Origin of the sequence: Pseudarthrobacter oxydans, assembly GCF_034258515.1 — a bacterium.
GTDB lineage: Bacteria > Actinomycetota > Actinomycetes > Actinomycetales > Micrococcaceae > Arthrobacter.
In genome coordinates this window covers 1,341,392-1,361,231 of sequence record NZ_CP139438.1, presented here as the reverse complement: position 1 = coordinate 1,361,231, position 19,840 = coordinate 1,341,392, and the positions used below count along the sequence as shown (strand labels likewise).

Sequence of the window (19,840 nt, the reverse complement as noted above, 5' to 3'; positions counted from 1 at the left end):
CGAATCCAAGTGAAGCCGCTCACACTTTCAGGAAAATTTACGCTACACTCTGATGGTCCGACCACAGAGGTCTGACCATATCCCCTGTCACCCCCCTCAATGTGGAGGAACTCCGTGGACCAGTTCACACCCAGCACCGACCCGGTGCTCAACAGCGTCATGTGGTCGGCCATCGTCGCCCTGCTGCCGCTACTGACGTTCTTCATCCTGCTCGCCGTCGTCAAGACCAGAGCCCATGTCGCCGGGGCCTTCGCCCTGCTGATGGCCCTGCTCGTTGGCATCGTGGCATTCCAGATGCCAGCCGGCCTTGCACTGCTCTCCGCGACCCAGGGCGGCGTCTTCGGCGCCTTCCCTGTCCTGTGGATCGTCATCATGGCCGTCTGGCTCTACCAGGTCACTGTCCTCAGCGGACGCTTCGAGGACCTCCGCCGCGTCTTCGACGTGATCGGTAAAGGCGACGTCCGGCTCCAGGCTGTCCTGATCGCCTTCTGCTTCGGCGGCCTGCTCGAAGCCCTCGCCGGATTCGGCGCACCTGTCGCGATCACCGCCACCATGCTCCTCGCCCTCGGACTGCCGCCGCTGCGCGCCGCGGCAGCCGTCCTGGTCGCCAACACCGCCCCGGTCGCTTTCGGCGCCATGGCCATCCCCATCACCACCGCCGCGGGACTCACCGGACTCCACGCCACGGACATCGCCTCGATCGTCGGGCGCCAGGCACCGCTGCTGGCCACCATCGTGCCGCTGATCCTGCTCTTCATCCTCGATGGCCGCAAGGGCCTGAAAGACTGCTGGCCCGCCGCACTCGCCGTCGGCTTCGCCTTCGCCATCGCGCAGTTCCTGTGCTCGAACTACTTCTCCTACGAACTCACCGACATCGTCGCATCCCTCGCCGGCCTCGGCGCTGCCGTACTGTTCTTCCGCGTCTGGACCCCGAAGGGCAGCTCCGAAGCACGCGACCGCCTCGGTGTGGCCGCCGCAGCCGTTGAAAAGGAATCCGCCATCACAGGCGGCGGCTCACACCGGGCCACCACCCTCACCAGCACCCCCGACACCACAGCGGACCGCCTGACCCCGATGCGGACCTGGCTCGCCCTGTTCCCCTACTTCCTGGTCATCGTCGTCTTCGGCATCGCCAAACTCTGGAAACTCGGTGTAAACGTCCCCGCGTTCCTGGCCTCCACCGACATCAAGATCCCGTGGCCGATCCTGCACGACGCACTCGTTGACGCAGCAGGCAAGCCCGTCTCCTCCACCATCTACTCCTTCCAATGGCTCTCCACCCCCGGCACCCTTCTCCTGCTCACCGGCCTGATCGTCGCCGCCGTGTACTCCAAGTACAACGAAAACGGCCGCTACAACATCACCGTCGGCAACGCCGTGAAAGAAATCTGGAACACCATCTACCGGATGCGCTGGGCAGGCCTGACCATCATCACCGTCCTGGCACTGGCCTACGTCATGAACTTCTCCGGACAGACCATTTCCATCGGCACCTGGCTGGCCGGCACCGGAACCTTCTTCGCCTTCCTCTCACCCGTCCTCGGCTGGATCGGCACGGCCGTCACCGGCTCCGACACCTCCGCGAATGCCCTGTTCGCCAAGCTGCAGCAGACCGCCGGCATGAAAGCAGGAATCGATCCGAACCTTCTCGTGGCCGGCAATACCTCCGGTGGTGTTGTGGGCAAGCTGATCAGCCCACAGAACCTCGCCATCGCGGCGTCCGCGGTCAACCTTGAAGGCAAGGAATCGGTGATCCTGCGTAAAGTAGTCGGGTGGAGCGTGGCGCTGCTGCTGGTGCTGTGCACCCTCTCCTACCTCCAGTCCACTCCCATCCTCGGCTGGATGCTGCCTTAGCGTCCAGCCTACTCAAGACGCAGTGTGCGGGCCGCCCCCTGGCCCGCACACTGCCCGCCCGTAAGGAACCGCCCGTGATCACCGCCGAAGCAGGAGCAACACCCCGCCGTCGTACCCATGACGCGCTCCTGAAGGACATCGAGGCGGACCTCCGCTCGGGCAAAATCAAAGTCGGGGACCGGCTCCCGGGAGAACGCACCCTCGCCGAAAGCTACGGGATTTCCAGGGCGTCGGTGCGGGAGGCCATCCGGGTACTGGACGCCATGGGAATACTGCGCAGCTCGGTCGGATCCGGACCCTCCTCCGGGGCAATCGTCGTCTCCGACCCCTCCGCGGGCCTGTCATCGGCCCTACGACTGCACGTCGCCAGCAGCACACTGCCGGTCGAAGACATTGTCGAGACCCGCATCCTGCTCGAAACCTGGACCGCCCGGGCCGGCGCGAACCGTACAGGAGGCGACGAGGACCTAGAACAGGCAGCCCAGCTCCTGCAAGCCATGGACAATCCCGGCATCAGTCGTGAAACGTTCCATGAACTGGACGCCAGGTTCCATGTCGCCCTGAGCTCCCTGGCAGGGAACGCTGTGGTCGCAACCATGATGGAATCACTCAGCGGCGCCATTGTTGGCTACGTTAAAGGCGCAATGGACGCCATGGACGCCTGGCCCGACGTAATCTCCACACTTCGAAACCAGCATCACGGCATCTTCGACGCCGTCCAGTCACACGAAGGAGAGCTCGCAGCCCGACTCCTGCAAGAGCACATCGAGTGGTTCCATCAGAAGGCACAGGAAGCGACCGCCGCCGAAATCGGGAGCTGAACTAGTGTGACGATTCATGCAGGCGCTTTCGCACGTCCGCCACACTGACCGACCCTTACAGCGGGGTGGGAGCTAAGTCATGAAAATCAATGAACTAGCGCCATCACCAAACGACGTCATTGAAGCTGCGCGCTCAAGCCCTCCTCATGTGAACCTCTAACCGCCCAACCACGCCGTGAAGAAAAACGGCCATTTCTGGACAAAAGCCACACTACGAACAGCACAAGACCTCTGGAACTGATGGAAGTAGCTACAACAGCACCGACGTGCCCAACGTGGCTCACACCAGCACCAGCTCCTGACCAGCCCATACGATCCACAAGGGGAGATAATCAGACAGGCCCCCAGTCCTGCTGCTCCGCTTGTCCGCGCCTGGCTGCGCCGGCCCGGGGCACTCCGCCTCGAAAGCCCTGAGGGACTGGTCCTCCACAGCACCACGGGAATCAACGATTCAAAGGACGGCCTTTACACCAGCTCCACCCGGAGATCCTGGCTCCTCCCGCCCCATCTGGTGACGCCCGTCTACGACGACCTGGGGCTGGTGCGGCGCCGCCCGGAAGCAGCCTACGGCGAGCCGGGCTTCGGCAACGGACGCTTCTCCGCCGCCCTGGACCCGGTGGAACTCGCAGGCAACGCCCCCGTGCCCCTCGAGTTCCCGGGCAGTAACGCCATGGAACTCCACGACATCCACCGTAGGGAGCATGAGGGCCGGCCCGCGCTCGAGGCCGTCGTCTCCCCCACCGCCGCCTACCATCCCGTGGATCCTGCCGCTCCCCTGTGCCTGCCGGGCCGCAGCCGGATCCGGGTGGACCTGGGAACGGGTGTGTGTGTTTCCAGCCGCTCCCTTGAATCCGACACGGACCAGTACGGGCACTGGCTGCGGATCCTCGCCGTAGATGAGTACATGCTGGACGACCTGTTCCTGGCCGAGTCCATGAACCTTACGGACGTCCGGCGCCACATCAGCTGGGATGTCCCCGCCTGACTGTGACAGGCCGCAATGCGGGCTCATCGGCTAGGCTTCGCGGATGACGACGCTGAACACCGTGTGGCCGCTCTTCGATCTCACGCTGGCAACGCCCCGGCTGGAGCTGCGCCCCATCCAGGACCATGAGATTCCGGCGGCAGTTGCAGCGGCGCAGAGCGGGATTCATGCCCGCGACAGAAACCCGTTCAGCACTCCATGGACTGAGCTTCCGGCCGAAGAGCTTGGACCGAACATGGCCCGCTGGTACTGGCGCTGCCGCGCGGAGTGCACCCCCGAGTCGTGGACCCTCCTGCTGGGCATCTGGCGCGGGGGTGAGTTCATCGGCTGCCAGGACGTCGGGGCCAAGGACTTCGCCACCCTCAAGACGGTCAGCACGGGATCGTGGCTCAAGCAGTCAGTGCAGGGCCGCGGATTTGGCAAGGAGATGCGTGCCGCCGTCGCCCTTTACGCGTTTGACTGGCTGGGCGCAGAAGTAGCCGAGTCCGAGGCCGCCAGCTGGAACGAAGCCTCCCTCGGCGTCTCCCGCTCCCTCGGCTACGAGCTCAACGGCATCACCAGAAAGGCCTGGGGCACGCAAGTCGAGACAGTCCAGCACGTCCGCCTCACCCCGGACTCCTTCAAGCGCCCCGACTGGACCCTCAAGGTAGAGGGCCACGAAGCAGCCGCGAACTTCCTGAAGGTGACCTGACCACGAGGCGGGTTACGGTCCTTCGCGTAGGAGCGCATCGCCGACCAGAGCGATGCGCAGGTCGCCCAGCGACCGTAGCGGCGCGCCGGGAGGTGTCTAAGCGACGGCGAAGGGCCGTGGCCCGCCGAACGGAACCACGGCCCTCCAGCCACCCCCGCTTAGCCTTCGAGCAGTTCGGTGACCAGGGCTGCGATCGGGGACCTTTCGGAGCGGGTCAGGGTGATGTGGCCGAAGAGCGGGTGTCCTTTCAGGGTTTCGACGACGGCGGCGATGCCGTCGTGGCGTCCGACGCGGAGGTTGTCGCGCTGGGCGACGTCGTGGGTCAGCACGACCTTTGAGTTCTGGCCCATGCGGCTCATGACGGTGAGCAGGACGTTCTTCTCGAGGGACTGGGCTTCGTCAACGATCACGAAGGCGTCGTGGAGGGAGCGTCCGCGGATGTGGGTGAGCGGCATGACCTCGAGCATGCCGCGGTCCATGACCTCCTCCACTACTTCCTGGCTGACCAGTGCGCCGAGGGTGTCGAAAACCGCCTGCGCCCAAGGGTTCATTTTTTCGGATTCGGAGCCGGGCAGGTAGCCCAGTTCCTGGCCGCCCACCGCGTAGAGGGGCCGGAACACGATGACCTTGCGGTGCTCTCGGCGTTCCAGCACTGCTTCCAGGCCGGCGCACAAAGCAAGGGCGGACTTGCCGGTGCCTGCCCTGCCGCCGATGGAGACGATGCCGACGGCGGGATCCATCAGCAGGTCGATGGCCAGCCGCTGCTCCGCGGACCGTCCGTGGAGCCCGAACACGTCGCGGTCGCCTTTGACGAGCCGGACCTGCTTGTCTGCCCCCACCCTGCCCAGGGCGGAGCCGCGGTTGGAGAGCAGCACGAGTCCGGTGTTGACCGGCATCTCCGCGGCGGCGGGGATGAAGACGGGCTCGTGGCCGTACAGCGTGGAGATCTCCTGTTCGCCGACTTCCACTTCGGCGATGCCGGTCCAGCCTGAATCCTTCACCAGCTCGTTGCGGTATTCGTCGGCGGTGAGGCCCATGGCGGAAGCCTTGACGCGCATCGGAAGGTCCTTGGACACGACGGTGACGTTGCGGCCCTCGTTGGCGAGGTTCTTCGCCACGGCGAGGATCCGGCTGTCGTTGTCGCCGCTGCGGAATCCCAGCGGAAGGACCTCGGAGGAGATGTGGTTGAGCTCCACCATCAGGGAGCCGCCGTCGTCGCCGATGGGAATGGGCTGGTTGAGTCCGCCGTGTTTGACCCGAAGGTCGTCGAGCAGCCGGAGCGCCTTCCGGGCGAAGTAGCCAAGCTCGGGATCGTGCCGTTTCGCTTCCAGTTCCGTGATGACTACCACCGGGACGATCACCTCGTGTTCCGCAAAGCGGAGCAGCGCACGGGGGTCGGAGAGCAGGACGGAGGTGTCGATGACGAAGGTGTTAATGGCGGCTTCCCTTCCGGAGACAGCAAAACCGGCCGCGGCATCTTCTGCCGCACCGGTTTGTATGGTGGCTCGCATGGCGCGAGAGGTAGCTTTCTCTCCCTGGTCGGAAAGGACCTCGGGCAGTTGTTCAGAAGTAGCCACATCGACTCCAGCCCCGGGCACCAGCCCGGAATTGTTATTGGTGAGGCGGCTCGGCCACGAGGCCGGGTCCGGCCTCCCATACAACCGGTGCGATGTTTCGCTCCATGTACTGGCCTCCCCGATCAGCCGGCGGTTTTGCCTGCTGATGGATATAACGTAAATCCACGCCAACTAATTTCCGCAACCATTACGCGGCGATTCCTGTTGCGGGACTATGAATTCGTGATTAACCGGATGTGTCAGGAGCCGAAGCGGCGCTGCCGGCCAGCGTAGTCGCGCAGGGCCCGCAGGAAGTCCACCTTGCGGAATGCGGGCCACAGGGCCTCGCAGAAGTAGAACTCGCTGTAGGCGCTCTGCCACATCAGGAAGCCTGAGAGCCGCTGCTCCCCCGATGTGCGGATCACCAGGTCCGGGTCCGGCTGGCCGCGGGTGTACAGGAACCGGGAAATGTCGTCCACGCAGAGGTCGTCGGCCAGTTGGGAGATGTCCGCTCCCCTCGCCACGGCATCGTGGAGGAGTTCCCGCACCGCGTCGACGATCTCCCGCCGGCCGCCGTATCCCACGGCCACGTTGACATGGATCTTCTCCCTGACGGGAGTCCGCGCCGTCAGCTTGTTGAGCCGTTCTGCCAGGTAATCGGGCAGGAGCTCCGGGGCTCCCATCGCATGGACCGAGATGTTGGCGTCCTCGTCCAGGCGGTCCAGGGTGTTGGCGATGATGCCCATCAGCAGGTCCAGTTCCTCGCTGGACCTGTTCATATTGTCGGTGGACAGCATGTACAGGGTGACCACTTTGACCCCGAGTTCCTGGCACCAGCCAAGGAACTCGTGGATCTTGTCTGCGCCCGCCTGGTGGCCCTGGCTGGTGGGGGCATTGAACTGCTTCGCCCACCGGCGGTTCCCGTCCACCATCACGCCGATGTGCCGGGGTATCCGGTCACGCGGAAGGTCCTTGAGCAGCCTGCGCTCGTAGAAGCCGTAGAGGAACCCGGGCAACTCCACGCGCTCACTCACCTGACTTCCTTGCTGTACGTACTTGCACATCCTAGGCTACCGTCCGGAGCGGCCAGGACCTGCAGACGTGCTCCGGAAGGCCGTTCCGCACATAGCTACTCATCAGTAACTTACTGCGGCGTAGGTTATTCTGGGAGCATGAACAGCGACACCCCGGACGCCCCGCGGACGCCGCAGCGCAAGGACAGCAGGGCGGAATCAGGCCACGAAACAAACGCTGTGGACGACGCCGCCGTCCGGCTGGCCGAACTCCTGATGATCAAGCCGAAATGGCGGGGCTGGATCCATACCGTTACGGCGCCGCTCGCACTGGCGGCAGGAATCGTGCTGGTGGTTCTTGCCCCCACGACGGACCGCAAAATTACGTCCGCCGTCTACGCGGCAACGGGCGTCCTGCTGTTCGGAGTCAGCGCGGTGTACCACCGGGGCAACTGGTCGCCAAGGGTTAAGATCGTCCTCAAGCGGCTGGACCATACGAACATCATGCTGGTGATTGCCGGCAGCTACACGCCCCTGGCCTGGACCCTGCTGGAGCGCCCCCAGGCGGTCCTCCTGCTGTGGGTCATCTGGTCCGGGGCCATCCTCGGGGTGCTGTTCCGGCTTCTGTGGACGGATGCCCCGCGCTGGCTCTACGTACCCATCTACATAGCCCTGGGCTGCGGCGCCCTCGTTTACCTGCCGCAATTTTTCCAGGCCAGCATTCCATCGGCTGTCCTCATCTGCGTGGGCGGCATCCTGTACATCACCGGAGCCGTGTTCTATGCGCTGAAAAAACCGAACATCAGCTACCACCACTTCGGCTTCCACGAGCTGTTCCACGCCCTGACCGTGGTGGCCTTCGCGGCACACTTCACGGCCATAGCCATGGCGGTCCTCAGCTAGCGCGGCCGAACACCGCGGGCGAAAGGCTCCGCACTCCATGGGAAGCCGGTGCGGATGGTCAGTGCCGCTGGTCTCCCTGCACGGGCCCTGTCCCGCCGTCGGCCGTTCCCTGCACGGTGCCGGGCACCTGCCCGCCGGACGCATCCTGGGCGGCGTCCGCCGCCTCCACGTCCGCCGCGGCTGCGGCAGCAATGCGGTCCTCTTCCACCTGTGCCCGGTACCGCACGCGCCGGATGCGCCGGACCATGTCCACGATCAGCAGTGCGGTGGCAACCACGAAGAACGCCGTCATGATGAAGCCCAGCAGGCCGGGCGTCACCTGGTCCTCGGAAATCCCCTCACGCAGCGTGGGCGTGGGCAGGGGCGTGGGGGTGGTGGCCAGGCTGAGGAGCAGGTGATGCACGGTTGTATACCTTCTGTGGTGCGGGTGGCAGAAGCCGCGGCGGGACGGCGAGGCGCCGGACCCTATCTTCTACGCGACATAGAAATTGCCGGCTGCTTCTATCTTAGCCCCGCGAACAGATCCCGCTCGGGGAGCTCCGAGGGAACCCTGGAGTGAATCAGGGAGTAGTCCTCCCACGGCCAGGCCCGGCGCTGCATCTCGGGCGAGACGGCGAAAAAGAACCCCAATGGGTCCACCTGGGTCCTGTGGGCCCGGAGCGCGTCGTCGCGTACTTCGAAGAAGTCCCCGCAGTCCACCTGGGTAGTGGTGGGGTGGGTGGCGGGAGGCGGGGTATGGCCCTCCGCGTCCGCTTCGAGCCACGCTGCCAGCCGCTCGGCGTACGGAGACTGGAGGCCTGCCTCCTCCAGGGCAAAATGCAGTGCCCGGAAACGCTCCGGACTGAATGCCCTGTCGTAGTAGAGCTTGCTGGGTTCCCAGGGCTCGCCGGCGTCCGGATAGCGCGAACCGTCACCGGCGGACTCGAAGGCTTCCACTGCCACCCGGTGGGCCATGATGTGGTCCGGATGGGGGTATCCGCCGTTTTCGTCGTAGCTGAGGATGACATGCGGCTTGAAGGACCGGACCAGCCGCACCAGGGGCGCAGCCGCTTGGTGCAGGGGCAGGGTGGCGAAGGATCCGGCGGGAAGCGGCGGAAGGGGGTCGCCCTCGGGCAGGCCCGAGTCCACGAAGCCCAGCCACCGCTGCCTGATGCCCAGGATGGCCGCTGCCCGTTCCATTTCCAGGCGCCTGGCGCCGGCCATGTCCCGCTTGGGATGCGGCTCCCCCTCAACTGCCGGGTTCTGGATGTCTCCCCGGGACCCGTCGGTGCACGTGGCCACCAGGACGTCCACGCCGGACGCGGCGTATTTGGCCATCGTCGCAGCGCCCTTGCTGGACTCATCGTCCGGATGGGCGTGGACCGCGAGCAGCCGTAGCGGCGCCGGGGAGGTGCTGGACGCTGTCATCGAGGGACGGCTCCTTATTCTTTTCTGCGGCCTGTGGGCGCTTGACGGATCACTTGGGCGGGCGGACGCTGGCCCGGGCTGGGACCAACAAGCTTCCGCCGGAAAGGGCACTAAACTGGTCTGGTGACTTCCCCGGACCAGCCGGCCCAATCCGCGCCCGCAAACACTAGCCTAGCCAATCGCTATGGTGCTAAAAAGCGCAGGCTGCAGCCAGGAGCCAGGCGCGCCATCGGCGGTGCGGCGCTGGCCGCGGGAATCGGGTTCCTCGCCTGGGTTTCCACCTCCCAGTCGCTGTCCGACGTTTCGTTCAAGGACATTGGCTACAGCACCACGGACGCCACGCTTGCGGAAGTTGACTTCCAGGTGACGCGCGAGCCCGGAACCGCCGTCAAGTGCGCCGTCAAGGCACTGGACTCCAAGTTCGCGGTGGTGGGGTGGAAGGTTGTGGACATTCCGCCCGCACAGGCCGACGGAACAGCCGACGGCGGCCGCACAGTTGCGCAGAGGGTGCCCGTACGCACGGAGTCACTGTCCGTCTCCGGGGTGGTGGACAGCTGCTGGGCCGCTGACACATAAGTCCGGTGTTGCCTGGGGCCGGCGCCTGAAAAAGTGGCCGGAGCATGTGACGTGCGCCGCTTCGTTGTTGGGTTAACTCCAAGGGATTGACTACAATGAAGGCATACCTTTACCCCGCTGAGCTGGTTACTGTTCCACAAGTGGCCACCGTGGCGGGGTCTTTTGCATGTAGGACCACAAGAGGAGAAGTCCGTGTCTACCACCAACAGCGCAGCTGCAGCCTGGCTCACCCAGGAAGCTTTTGACCGCCTGAAGGCAGAGCTGGACCACCTTTCCGGCGCTGGCCGGGCAGAGATCGTCCAGAAGATTGAAGCAGCCCGGCAGGAGGGTGACCTCAAGGAGAACGGCGGCTACCACGCAGCCAAGGAGGAGCAGGGCAAGATCGAGGCCCGCATCCGCCAGCTGACCGCGCTGCTCCGTGACGCCCACGTCGGCGCGGCTCCCGCGGACGACGGGATCGTGGAGCCCGGCATGATCGTCGTTGCCAGGATCGCTGGCGACGAAGAGACTTTCCTGCTCGGTTCCCGCGAAATCGCCGGTGATTCCGATCTTGACGTATTCAGCGAGAAGTCACCCCTGGGGGCAGCCATTCTTGGACACAAGGAAGGCGAAACCCTGAGCTACACGGCTCCCAACGGCAAGGACATCAAGGTGGAGATCCTCTCCGCCAAGCCTTACGCTGCATAGCCGTCCATATCCTGGAAACGCCGGCCGTCCCGAAAGGGGCGGCCGGCGTTTCCAGTTAAGCGGCAGGAACCTAGATCGCCGGACCCATGGCCTGGCTGCGGCGGCGAAGCAGGAGGGCGGCCACCACTCCCCCGGCCGCCCCGCCGAGGTGCGCCTGCCATGAGATGTAGCCTGCCACGATGGGCAGGACCCCCAGCAGTATGCTCCCGTACCCCATGAAGAGGACCACGGCCAGGAGGATCTGCCGCCAGCTGCGGTTAATGAATCCCCGGACCAGGAGAAAGGCAAACAGGCCGAACACCAGGCCTGACGCTCCCACTGTGATGCCGCCGTCGCCAATCAGCCACACGGTGAGGCCGGATCCCAGCCAGCTGAAGGCCAGGGCAGTCAGGAATACCCGGAGCCCCGAAAGGAACACCAGGAAGCCAAAGATGACCAGGGGCAGGCTGTTTGACAGGAGATGGTTCAGGTTGGCGTGCAGGAGCGGGAAAGTGAAGATGTCCAGCAGCCCGTCGGCGGTCCTGGGCCGGAGTCCGAACGTCGCGTTGAGCGAGCGCAGCATCACCATGTTGAACAGTTCGATGACGAAGAGGAACACCACGAAGCTGCCCAGCACGAGCAGCCCGCCCTTGGCCCGGGCGGCGACTGTCCGCCGCTGCCCGAGGCTCCCGTTTCCCGCCAGTCCGGCCATGGGGCGTCCTAGTGCACCACGATGGGCTGGAAGCCCTCGGCACGCAGGGCGCTGAGCACCTGTTCCCCGTGCTCGTGGCCCTTGGTTTCAAGGTTCACCGTGATGGACACGTCCCCCATGCTGATGGCGCCACCCACGCGGGTGTGGTCCAGGCCGGTGACGTTGGCATCGTTCTCGGCGATGATCCTGGCGATGGTGGCCAGCGAACCGGGCCGGTCATCGAGCATCATGCGGACCGTCATGTAGCGCCCAGCCGCGGAGAGGCCCCGCTGGATGACCTTGAGCATGAGCATGGGGTCGATGTTGCCGCCGGACAGGACCGCTACCGTGGTTCCCGGGTTCTCGATCTTGCCGTCCATCAGCGCTGCCACGCCAACTGCACCCGCGGGCTCCACCACCATCTTGGCGCGCTCCAGCAGGAAGATCAGTGCGCGGGCCAGCGAGTCTTCACTGACCGTCACCACGTCATCGACGAGCTCACGGATGATGCTGAAGGGGAGCTGCCCGGGCCGGCCGACGGCGATGCCGTCAGCCATGGTGGAGACCTTCTTCAGGGGCACCAGGGCATCCGCGGCGAGGGAGGGAGGATAGGCGGCGGCATTTTCGGCCTGGACCCCGATGATGCGGATGTTCCGCCCGAGTTCCTTGGCCCTGGCTTTGACAGCGACGGCGACCCCGGCCAGGAGCCCTCCGCCGCCGACGCCCATGAGGATGGTGTCCACTTTGGGAACCTGCTCGAGGATTTCCAGGCCCAGCGTGCCCTGGCCCGCCACCACGTCCACGTTGTCGAAGGGGTGGACAAAAACGGTTCCCGTCTCGTTGCTGTAGCGCTGGGCCTCGGCGAGCGCCTCGTCAACGTTGTGGCCGTGGAGGATCACCTCGGCACCATGGCTGCGGGTGGCCGCCAGCTTAGGCAGCGCCACGCCCAGCGGCATGTAGATGCGGGCTTTGATTCCCAGGCTCTTGGCGGCAACGGCCACGCCTTGGGCATGGTTGCCGGCAGAAGCAGCCACCACTCCGCGCTTCTTTTCCTCGGGGGAAAGCCGCGCCATGCGCACGTACGCGCCGCGGACCTTGAACGATCCGGCCCGCTGGAGGTTTTCGCACTTGAAGAAGACATCCCCGCCCACCATGGTTCCAAGGGCGCGGGATGATTCCACCGGCGTCCGCGCAATAATCCCGTCGAGCAGCTTCTGCGCCTCCAGGACATCGTCCAGCGTGACGGGAAGGGTTTCGAGGATGTTCACGGACTATTCTCCTTTGGGTTCGGCCCCGGCGCCCCGTTCCGCAGCGGGAGGGGCATCAGGTTGTTCTGCTTTCGTGCCGGCGGCGGCGCCCTTGCCGCGGCTGAGTACTGCCGGCGGCTGGACGTCCCGGATGGTGTTGTCCACTCCGGCGCCCGCCGTCAAAGGCTCTCCGGTGAATGCCGGCACTTGTTCATGTTCCCACGTTCTGGCGGCGATGTAGCGAATGGCAGTGTTTGCGACGGCGAGGATGGGCACCGAAAAGAGCGCGCCCGGAATGCCGGCAAGGTAGGATCCCGCTGCCACCGACAGGATCACTGCCACCGGATGCAGGGCCACGGCCTTGCCCATGACGAGCGGCTGGAGGATGTGGCTTTCCAACTGCTGGACGAGCAGGACGATGCCGAGCATGATCAGGGCGTTGATGGGGCCGTTGGCCACCAGTGCCAGCAGGACCGCGATGGCGCCGGTCACGAGGGCGCCGACGATCGGGATGAACGAACCGATGAAAACGAGCACGCTCAGGGGAAGCGCCAGGGGGACGCCGATAATGGCGGCGCCCACTCCGATCCCTACCGCGTCAACGAAGGCCACAAACATCTGGATGCGGGCGTAGCTGACCATTGATGCCCAACCCTTGCGCCCGGCACCGAACGTTGCTGCCCTGGCCTTCCTGGGGAGCAAACGGACCAGGAACGCCCAGATCCGGTCCCCCTCCAAGAGGAAGAAAATCAGGATGAACAGAGCAAGGATGAGACCGGCAGCAAAGTGCCCCGCCGTGCTGCCGAAGGACAGGGCCCCGCTGACAATGCTGCTGGTGTTGTTTTGCAGGGCGGTGGTGGCTTCCCTCAGGTACTGGTCCATCTGGTCTGCCGTGACATGGAGCGGCCCGTCAGCCAGCCAGTCCTGGATCTGCTTGACCCCGGCGAGCGCCTCGGACCAGAGCTCCCCGAAACCGGCGACCAGTTGCCTGCCCACCAGCGCCAGGGATCCTGCGATCAGGCCGATGAAGCCCAGCACGGTGACGGCCACAGCCAGCCCGGACGGCAGCCTGTTTTTCTTGAGCCATCGCACCACCGGGCTCAGGAGCCCGGCGAGCAAGGCAGCCACCATGACCGGAATGATAAGGAAGCTGATCCTGCTCAGCAGCCAGACCAGCGCACCTCCCACCAGGAGGATCAGTCCCAGGCGCCAGGCCCAGGACGCCGCGATCCGCACGCCGTAGGGTATGTCGCGGTCCAGTTCACGGTCCGCAAGGACCCGCAGGGGCTGGTTCAATGCAGGCAGTTGCTGGCTTGGGGAAGGGCTGGGGGAGGTAACGGCATCCTCTGCTGGCGTCATAGCATAATACTTCCCCAGCCGGGGCTTATTCGGAAACCGCTACCCTTCGCTGCCCGGAGTGTAGTCAATCCCCCATTCGATGGTGAAGGACTCACCCGGGTTCAGCCAGCGCAGGCCGTCCCCGGAGTTGAAGGCGTTGGCCGGCCCGGTCATGGGTTCAACGGCCACCGCGCGGCTGCGTCCGGGATACTCGGTGCTGACGAAGACGTGGACGTATTGGCAGGCTTCGTCCTGCCAGAGGCTCACGTTCCTGCCGTCCTTCCCCGCGAGCGTGTGGCGGGCTTTCCCTGCTTCGAAGTGCAGGCCTGTCAGCGCGACGTCCACGGCGAGCGCCGCGATGTTCTGCCCGGCCCGGAAATCGGTCTCGCCCTGGACGGCTGCCGTGCTGCGCGGGATGAGGCGCTCGTCAGCCACCAGGCGCGTGTCGGCAGCAACGGTCAGCACCAGGTCCTCGACGGGCGTGTCACCCAGCCGCAGGTAAGGGTGGGCGCCCAGGACGAAGGGTGCCGGCTCCTTGGCATCGTTGAGCAGGGTCTGGCGGACCACCAGCCCCAGGTCATCCCCGAGCTGGTACTGCACGCGGTGCCGCGCCAGGAAGGGGTACCCGTGCTGCGGAAAGATGGTGGCCTCCAAGGTAACCGAGTGCTCTGACTCGTCCACTAGGGCATAGGCGGAATTGCGGAGCAGCCCGTGGCTGGCGTTGTTCCTGGCCACCTCGGTGATGTCCAGCTGCTGCTTTTTCCCGTTCAGGAACCACTTGCCGTCCTCCACGCGGTTGGCCCACGGCGCCAACGTAATGCCGGCAGCGCCGGGTGCGATCTGGTCGTCGCCGTAGGTTTCCGTCAGGAGCGTTCCTCCCCTGCTGAAAGACCGCAGGCCGGCGGCAAGTTCGGTGACCACGGCCAGGGCATCGCCGCGGCGGAGCTCATACTGCCTGCCGGTGGCATAGCTCCGCAGGCCAGGCTCGCTGTTGGATTCACGGGGATAACTGGAAGTCATGGGCAACACCGTACCCCGGCCGGACACGTGCCCGCAGCAGGCTCGATGTTATATTTTGTTGTTAACTATTCTTTTTTGATCGAACGTGTCACACTTTTTTCATGACAGCTATCACGAGCACCACGCTCTCCGACGGCAGGGAGCTCATCTATTTCGATGACGCCGGGACTCCCAAGCCGCGAGCCGCCGAATTCACCACCGACCACCGGGGGCTTCCCCCGAGGGGGGAACCGGGCGAGGTCCGCTACGACGCACTGACGGATGAGTGGGTTGCCGTCGCCGCGCACCGGCAGACCCGAACGCACCTCCCGCCGGCGGACCAGTGCCCGATCTGCCCCACCACCCCCAGCAACCCCTCTGAAATCCCGGCTTCGGACTACGACGTGGTGGTGTTTGAAAACCGCTTCCCCTCACTTGGCCCCGCGCTGGGCCCGATACCGGGCGAGGCATCGTGGGGTACCAAGGGTCCCGCGTACGGACGCTGCGAGGTAGTGGCGTTCACACCCGCCCACACCGGATCATTCAGCGAACTGGGCGAAGAGCGGTCCCGTACCGTCATCGAGGCATGGGCGCAGCGAACGCAGGCCCTGAGCGAGCTGCCCGGAATCAAGCAGGTCTTCCCCTTCGAAAACCGTGGGGCGGACATTGGAGTAACGCTCCACCACCCCCACGGACAAATCTACGCCTACCCTTACATCACCCCCCGCGCGGGCGTCCTCGGCGCCGCAGCACGAAGGTTCTACGATGCCCAGGGCGGCGGCGACACCCTCACCGGCTCACTGCTGCGTTCCGAGCGGGAGGACGGAAGCAGGATGGTCCTGGAAGGGGAGAACTTCAGCGCGTACGTTCCCTTTGCCGCCCGCTGGCCGCTCGAAATCCACCTGGTGCCCCACCGCCAGGTCCCGGACCTCGCGGCGCTGAGCGGCGAGGAGAAGGACGAACTCGCGTGCGTCTACCTCGATCTGCTCCGGCGGGTGGACGGCCTCTACCCCACGCCAACCCCGTACATTTCGGCCTGGCACCAGGCTCCCCTGGATCCGGTCCTGCGGCCCGCCGGCTACCTCCACCTCCAGCTGACCTCCCCGCGGAGGGCGGCCGATAAGCTGAAGTACCTGGCAGGATCGGAGGCTGCCATGGGCGCCTTCATCAATGACACCACCCCGGAAAGCGTCGCGGAGCGGCTGCGCGCGGTGACCCTTCCGCTTTCCACCACCCCCGCCGCCGCAGCGGCCGCACCTGAAGGAGCGCACGCGTGAACCTCGCACCGGATCCCCTGGCCACGGGCGCGCCTGCCGGGACCCAGGACCTTGCAGCACGGTTTTCGCGGGAATTCGGCGGCGCTCCGGACGGAATCTGGCAAGCGCCGGGCCGCGTAAACCTAATCGGCGAGCACACGGACTACAACGAGGGTTTCGTCCTGCCCTTCGCCATCGACCGCACCGCCCGGGTGGCCGTCAGGGTCCGCCCCGATTCCTCCGTGCGCCTGCTCTCCACCTACGGCGACCAAGGCATGGTAAGCACCACGCTGGATTCCCTGGAGCCAGGCTCCGCCAAAGGATGGACCAAATACCCGCTCGGCGTGATGTGGGCCCTGCAACAGCGAGGCATCGCTGTCCCGGGCGTTGACCTGCTGCTGGACTCGGATGTCCCCCTCGGAGCCGGACTGTCCTCCTCCCACGCGATTGAATGTGCGGTCATCTCGGCACTGAACGATCTGACCGGGGCCGGGCTCGAAGCCCGCGAAATGGTGCTGGCCACACAGCGTGCCGAGAATGAGTTCGTCGGCGCTCCCACAGGGATCATGGACCAGTCCGCCTCGCTCCGCGGTTCGGAAGGCCACGCGGTCTTCCTCGACTGCCGCGACCAGAACGTGCGCCTGGTTCCCTTCGAGACAGGGCCGGCGGACCTGGTGATGCTCGTGATCGACACCAAGGTCTCGCACTCGCATGCCGACGGCGGCTACGCCTCCCGGCGGGCATCCTGCGAACTCGGCGCGGAGGTGCTGGGGGTCAAGGCGCTCCGTGACGTGCAGGTGGGCGATCTGGAGGAAGCCGGCGGCCTCCTGGATCACGTCACGTTCCGGCGCGTCCGCCACGTGGTCACGGAAAACGATCGCGTACTCCAGACTGTGGAGCTCCTGGCAAGCCAAGGGCCAGCGGCCATTGGTCCCCTGCTGGATGCCAGCCACACGTCCATGCGGGACGACTTCGAGATCTCCTGCCCCGAGCTGGACCTGGCAGTGGACGCTTCCCGCGCCGGCGGCGCCATCGGTGCACGGATGACCGGGGGCGGATTCGGCGGGGCGGCCATAGCGCTCACCCCGGTGGCCCTGGAGCAAAAGGTGCGTGACGCCGTCGCCACTGCTTTCGCGGATGCCGGCTTCAAGGCGCCGGACATCTTCGCGGTCTCGCCCGCGGCGGGAGCCCGGCGGATCGCCTAGCGCCGGCCCCAGTGCGGTTAACTGCTGAGGGCCCCACCATACGGTGGGGCCCTCAGCTATTGGGAAGGTCCGACGGCGGTTGCCGCCTTGTGCGCTACTCTTCCCCGCGCAGGATGGACAGCAGGCGGATGATCTCCACGTAGAGCCATACCAGCGTGACCGTCAGGCCGAATGCGGCCGTCCAGGAGAAGCGCTGGGGAGCGCCATTGCGGACGCCCTCCTCGATGCTGGTGAAGTCCATGACCAGGGAGAATGCCGCGAGGCCGATGGCCAGGATGCCGATGGCGACGCCGATGATGCCGCTGCGCAGCCCGAAGGGTTCCGATGTCAGGCCGGTCATCATCATGACGAGGTTCACGACGGAGAAGAGGGCGTAGCCAACCAAAGCGATCATGAAGAACTTCATGGCCTTCGGGGTGGCGCGCACCTTGCCGCTCTTGAACAGGAGCAGCGTCACCGTGAACACGGACAGCGTGCCGAGCACAGCCTGAAGCCCCACTCCCGGGTACATGGTGTCCAGGACCCGGGTGAGGCCGCCGAGGAAGAGGCCTTCAAGGCCTGCGTAGGCAAGAATCAGTGCCGGCGACGGCTGCTTCTTGAAAGTGTTGACCAGGGCAAGCACGAAGCCGCCCAGCGCGCCAACGATCATCAGGAGCGAAGCCAGGCCCATGCTGACGAACATTGTCACCGCGGCACCGGCGAGCAGCACTCCGAGGCAGGCGGCGGTCTTGACGATGACGTCGTCGAAGGTCATCCTGCCGGTGTCCGCCGGGCCCGCAGCGGGCTGGCTGTACATCTGCTGCAGCTGCTCAGTGGTCATGTTCTGTGGCTGGCCGTATGCCTGCTGGCCGTAGGGTGCCTGCCCGTACGGCTGCTGGCCATAGGGTGCGTGTCCGTAGGGAGCCTGCGGGACAGGCGGTGCCTGGGTGGCTCCACGGAAGCTTTTTCCGTTGAAGATCGGGTTGCCGCCAAGTGCCATTGCTGGATTCCTCCATAGGGATGTGTTGAAACCTTAAGGTTTACGGTACCAATTCTCACGTAATTGCACCCGTGAAAGTTCCCCGCCCCCGTCAGGACGGCGGAGTTGTTATCCGATCGCTACCATCGGCGCCTGAACCTCGGCATTTCCCGCAACATCCGCGCTGTACCATAAGCCAAGCAGGGTGACGGAACTCACACACGTGCGGTGCCGCGCCAGATTGGCACCATCCCCTCCCTGCATCCGTTCGCAACGGCTGCAAAGGCGCAGCCGAGACCGCCCCCCAAGTGGAGGTTTTTCAATTTGAGAAGTACACCCCAAGGCCGGCCGGCCGGAGGACGCCGTGGGTTGCTGAGGTTAATGGGAGCCGTAAGCGCCTCCATCCTGGCAATCCTTCTCGTGGCAGCACCGGCATCGCAGGCCACTTCCCCGGCTCCGACACCATCCCCGTCGAACCAGACATTCCAAAACAACATCAGTGGATTTCTCCGCGATGACACCCGCGCACCCCTGGCGGATGTGACCATCACGGCCAAGAAGGACGGCTTCACCGGTACGGCCAAATCGTCCGCGAACGGATCCTGGAACATCGGCGTCCCCGATCAGGGCACGTACACGGTGGAACTGGACGAATCGACCCTTCCCGAGGGCATCAAGCTGGCTGATGGCCAGGAGAATCCGCGCCAGGTGACCTTCAGCCAGACCTCAAACCTGTCTGTGATCTTCGCCTTCGGCAAGGGCATCGTGGTGCAGCAGCAGGACTTCGGCCAAAACCTGCTCAACCGCCTCGTGGCCGGCCTGAGCTTCGGCCTTCTCCTTGCCCTCGCCTCAGTTGGCCTGTCCCTGATTTTCGGCACCACCGGGCTCACCAACTTCGCCCACGGCGAGATGGTCACCCTTGGAGCGGTGCTGGTGTTTGCCTTCAACGCCATCGGTCTTCCCTTCTGGCTGGCCCTGATCCTGTCCCTGTTGGGCGGCGGCCTGTTCGGATATGCCCAGGACCGGGGCCTGTGGCGGCCGCTGCGCCGGCGCGGCACCGGCCTGGTGCCCATGATGATCGTCAGCATCGGACTTGCACTTGCCGTCCGGTATGTCATCCAGTTCTACTTCGGCGGTGCCACCCAGCAGCTGCCGTTCGCACAGAGCCCCGAAATCCAGCTGGGCCCGGTTTCCATCTCGCCCAACAACCTCTGGTCCCTCGGGATCAGCGCGGTGGTGATCGCCCTGATCGGCATCGTGCTGCTGAAGACCAGGCTGGGCAAGGCAACCCGTGCGGTAGCCGACAACCCTGCCCTTGCGGCCGCCTCGGGCATCGACGTCGACTCCGTCATCCGGATCGTCTGGATCACCGGCGGCATGCTGGCCTCCCTGGGTGGCATCCTCTGGGCCTACTACCGTCCCGGCGTCACCTTCGACATGGGCTCGGCCATCCTCCTGCTGATCTTCGCCGGCGTCACCCTGGGCGGCCTCGGCACGGTCTTCGGCGCCCTGATCGGTTCCGTCATCGTGGGCATCTTCGTGGAGCTGACCACCGTGTTCGGCCTTGCCGCGGACCTTAAGTACGTGGGTGCCCTGTTCATCATGATCGTTGTCCTATTGTTCCGGCCGCAGGGAATCCTGGGCCGGCGCGAGCGCGTGGGTTAGGAGACAGCC

19 protein-coding genes are annotated in these 19,840 nt (G+C 65.3%); 10 read left to right on the top strand and 9 right to left on the bottom strand.

From position 1 onward, the window contains the following. Positions 1–114 precede the first annotated feature (114 nt). From SMD14_RS06250 to SMD14_RS06235, 4 genes are all read left to right on the top strand, one after another. Entirely contained in the window at positions 115–1,854 is a 1,740-nt protein-coding gene (locus SMD14_RS06250; RefSeq protein WP_321215730.1) for an L-lactate permease, read from the top strand. 74 nt (positions 1,855–1,928) lie between these two features. Next, complete coding sequence (locus SMD14_RS06245) at positions 1,929–2,675, top strand: FadR/GntR family transcriptional regulator (protein WP_237429435.1); 747 nt, start codon at positions 1,929–1,931, stop codon at positions 2,673–2,675. A gap of 298 nt (positions 2,676–2,973) precedes the next feature. Next, positions 2,974–3,660 carry a hypothetical protein gene (locus tag SMD14_RS06240; protein WP_409339720.1) on the top strand — a complete coding sequence of 229 codons (687 nt, stop codon included), beginning with the start codon at positions 2,974–2,976 and terminating at the stop codon, positions 3,658–3,660. Between the two features lie 43 nt (positions 3,661–3,703). Further along, positions 3,704–4,351 (top strand): GNAT family protein, encoded by a 648-nt coding sequence (locus tag SMD14_RS06235; protein WP_321215729.1) that lies wholly within the window; start codon positions 3,704–3,706, stop codon positions 4,349–4,351. A gap of 158 nt (positions 4,352–4,509) precedes the next feature. Here SMD14_RS06235 and SMD14_RS06230 read toward each other — a convergent pair whose 3' ends face one another. Beyond that, positions 4,510–5,928: a PhoH family protein gene (locus SMD14_RS06230; RefSeq protein WP_321215728.1), complete on the bottom strand. Its 1,419-nt coding sequence runs from the start codon at positions 5,926–5,928 to the stop codon at positions 4,510–4,512. A gap of 239 nt (positions 5,929–6,167) precedes the next feature. Then, positions 6,168–6,929, bottom strand: coding sequence for an isoprenyl transferase (locus SMD14_RS06225; RefSeq protein WP_321216230.1), 762 nt, complete (start codon positions 6,927–6,929; stop codon positions 6,168–6,170). Positions 6,930–7,079: 150 nt separating this feature from the next. Between SMD14_RS06225 and trhA the strand changes: the two genes are divergently transcribed. After that, positions 7,080–7,823, top strand: a complete 744-nt coding sequence (gene trhA / locus SMD14_RS06220) for a PAQR family membrane homeostasis protein TrhA (RefSeq protein ID WP_409339712.1) — start codon at positions 7,080–7,082, stop codon at positions 7,821–7,823. A 58-nt stretch (positions 7,824–7,881) separates the two neighbouring features. Here trhA and SMD14_RS06215 read toward each other — a convergent pair whose 3' ends face one another. Next, a complete protein-coding gene (locus SMD14_RS06215; protein WP_321215727.1) occupies positions 7,882–8,226 on the bottom strand; it encodes a hypothetical protein in 345 nt (114 codons plus the stop codon). Positions 8,227–8,324: 98 nt separating this feature from the next. Beyond that, positions 8,325–9,230, bottom strand: a complete 906-nt coding sequence (mca, locus tag SMD14_RS06210; protein ID WP_157238730.1) for a mycothiol conjugate amidase Mca — start codon at positions 9,228–9,230, stop codon at positions 8,325–8,327. A 123-nt stretch (positions 9,231–9,353) separates the two neighbouring features. On the opposite strand from mca, the gene SMD14_RS06205 reads away from it, so the two are divergent. Together SMD14_RS06205 and greA are read left to right on the top strand one after the other, a co-directional pair. Beyond that, the gene (locus tag SMD14_RS06205; protein ID WP_321215726.1) at positions 9,354–9,806 is read left to right on the top strand and encodes a DUF4307 domain-containing protein; all 453 of its coding nucleotides are present in this window, start codon (positions 9,354–9,356) and stop codon (positions 9,804–9,806) included. A gap of 192 nt (positions 9,807–9,998) precedes the next feature. Then, a complete protein-coding gene (gene greA, locus SMD14_RS06200; protein ID WP_321215725.1) occupies positions 9,999–10,493 on the top strand; it encodes a transcription elongation factor GreA in 495 nt (164 codons plus the stop codon). A 70-nt stretch (positions 10,494–10,563) separates the two neighbouring features. Here greA and SMD14_RS06195 read toward each other — a convergent pair whose 3' ends face one another. The 4 genes from SMD14_RS06195 to SMD14_RS06180 are packed head-to-tail and all read right to left on the bottom strand — an operon-like array spanning position 10,564 to position 14,768. After that, complete coding sequence (locus SMD14_RS06195; protein ID WP_157238733.1) at positions 10,564–11,184, bottom strand: rhomboid family intramembrane serine protease; 621 nt, start codon at positions 11,182–11,184, stop codon at positions 10,564–10,566. Positions 11,185–11,192: 8 nt separating this feature from the next. Beyond that, positions 11,193–12,431 carry a threonine ammonia-lyase gene (gene ilvA, locus SMD14_RS06190; protein ID WP_321215724.1) on the bottom strand — a complete coding sequence of 413 codons (1,239 nt, stop codon included), beginning with the start codon at positions 12,429–12,431 and terminating at the stop codon, positions 11,193–11,195. A 3-nt stretch (positions 12,432–12,434) separates the two neighbouring features. Then, a complete protein-coding gene (locus SMD14_RS06185) occupies positions 12,435–13,769 on the bottom strand; it encodes an AI-2E family transporter (protein ID WP_321215723.1) in 1,335 nt (444 codons plus the stop codon). 39 nt (positions 13,770–13,808) lie between these two features. Next, complete coding sequence (locus SMD14_RS06180; RefSeq protein WP_321215722.1) at positions 13,809–14,768, bottom strand: aldose 1-epimerase family protein; 960 nt, start codon at positions 14,766–14,768, stop codon at positions 13,809–13,811. 101 nt (positions 14,769–14,869) lie between these two features. On the opposite strand from SMD14_RS06180, the gene galT reads away from it, so the two are divergent. Continuing rightward, positions 14,870–16,024, top strand: a complete 1,155-nt coding sequence (gene galT / locus SMD14_RS06175) for a galactose-1-phosphate uridylyltransferase (RefSeq protein ID WP_321215721.1) — start codon at positions 14,870–14,872, stop codon at positions 16,022–16,024. Beyond that, complete coding sequence (gene galK, locus SMD14_RS06170; protein ID WP_321215720.1) at positions 16,021–17,208, top strand: galactokinase; 1,188 nt, start codon at positions 16,021–16,023, stop codon at positions 17,206–17,208. The genes galT and galK overlap by 4 nt, the downstream gene beginning before the upstream one ends. Positions 17,209–17,302: 94 nt before the next feature. On the opposite strand, the gene SMD14_RS06165 is transcribed toward galK, so the two are convergent. Beyond that, positions 17,303–18,187 (bottom strand): Bax inhibitor-1/YccA family protein, encoded by an 885-nt coding sequence (locus SMD14_RS06165; RefSeq protein ID WP_157238736.1) that lies wholly within the window; start codon positions 18,185–18,187, stop codon positions 17,303–17,305. A 360-nt stretch (positions 18,188–18,547) separates the two neighbouring features. On the opposite strand from SMD14_RS06165, the gene SMD14_RS06160 reads away from it, so the two are divergent. Then, entirely contained in the window at positions 18,548–19,831 is a 1,284-nt protein-coding gene (locus SMD14_RS06160; protein WP_321215719.1) for a branched-chain amino acid ABC transporter permease, read from the top strand. The last annotated feature ends 9 nt before the right edge of the window (positions 19,832–19,840 follow it).

Excerpts from the sequence above, each read along its gene's own strand:
- SMD14_RS06165 (WP_157238736.1), bottom strand. The coding sequence starts at position 18,187 with ATGGCACTTGGCGGCAACCCGATCTTCAACGGAAAAAGCTTCCGTGGA.
- SMD14_RS06160 (WP_321215719.1), top strand. The coding sequence starts at position 18,548 with ATGGGAGCCGTAAGCGCCTCCATCCTGGCAATCCTTCTCGTGGCAGCA.
- SMD14_RS06195 (WP_157238733.1), bottom strand. The coding sequence starts at position 11,184 with ATGGCCGGACTGGCGGGAAACGGGAGCCTCGGGCAGCGGCGGACAGTC.
- mca (WP_157238730.1), bottom strand. The coding sequence starts at position 9,230 with ATGACAGCGTCCAGCACCTCCCCGGCGCCGCTACGGCTGCTCGCGGTC.
- trhA (WP_409339712.1), top strand. The coding sequence starts at position 7,080 with ATGAACAGCGACACCCCGGACGCCCCGCGGACGCCGCAGCGCAAGGAC.
- SMD14_RS06180 (WP_321215722.1), bottom strand. The coding sequence starts at position 14,768 with ATGACTTCCAGTTATCCCCGTGAATCCAACAGCGAGCCTGGCCTGCGG.
- SMD14_RS06185 (WP_321215723.1), bottom strand. The coding sequence starts at position 13,769 with ATGACGCCAGCAGAGGATGCCGTTACCTCCCCCAGCCCTTCCCCAAGC.
- galT (WP_321215721.1), top strand. The coding sequence starts at position 14,870 with ATGACAGCTATCACGAGCACCACGCTCTCCGACGGCAGGGAGCTCATC.
- SMD14_RS06235 (WP_321215729.1), top strand. The coding sequence starts at position 3,704 with ATGACGACGCTGAACACCGTGTGGCCGCTCTTCGATCTCACGCTGGCA.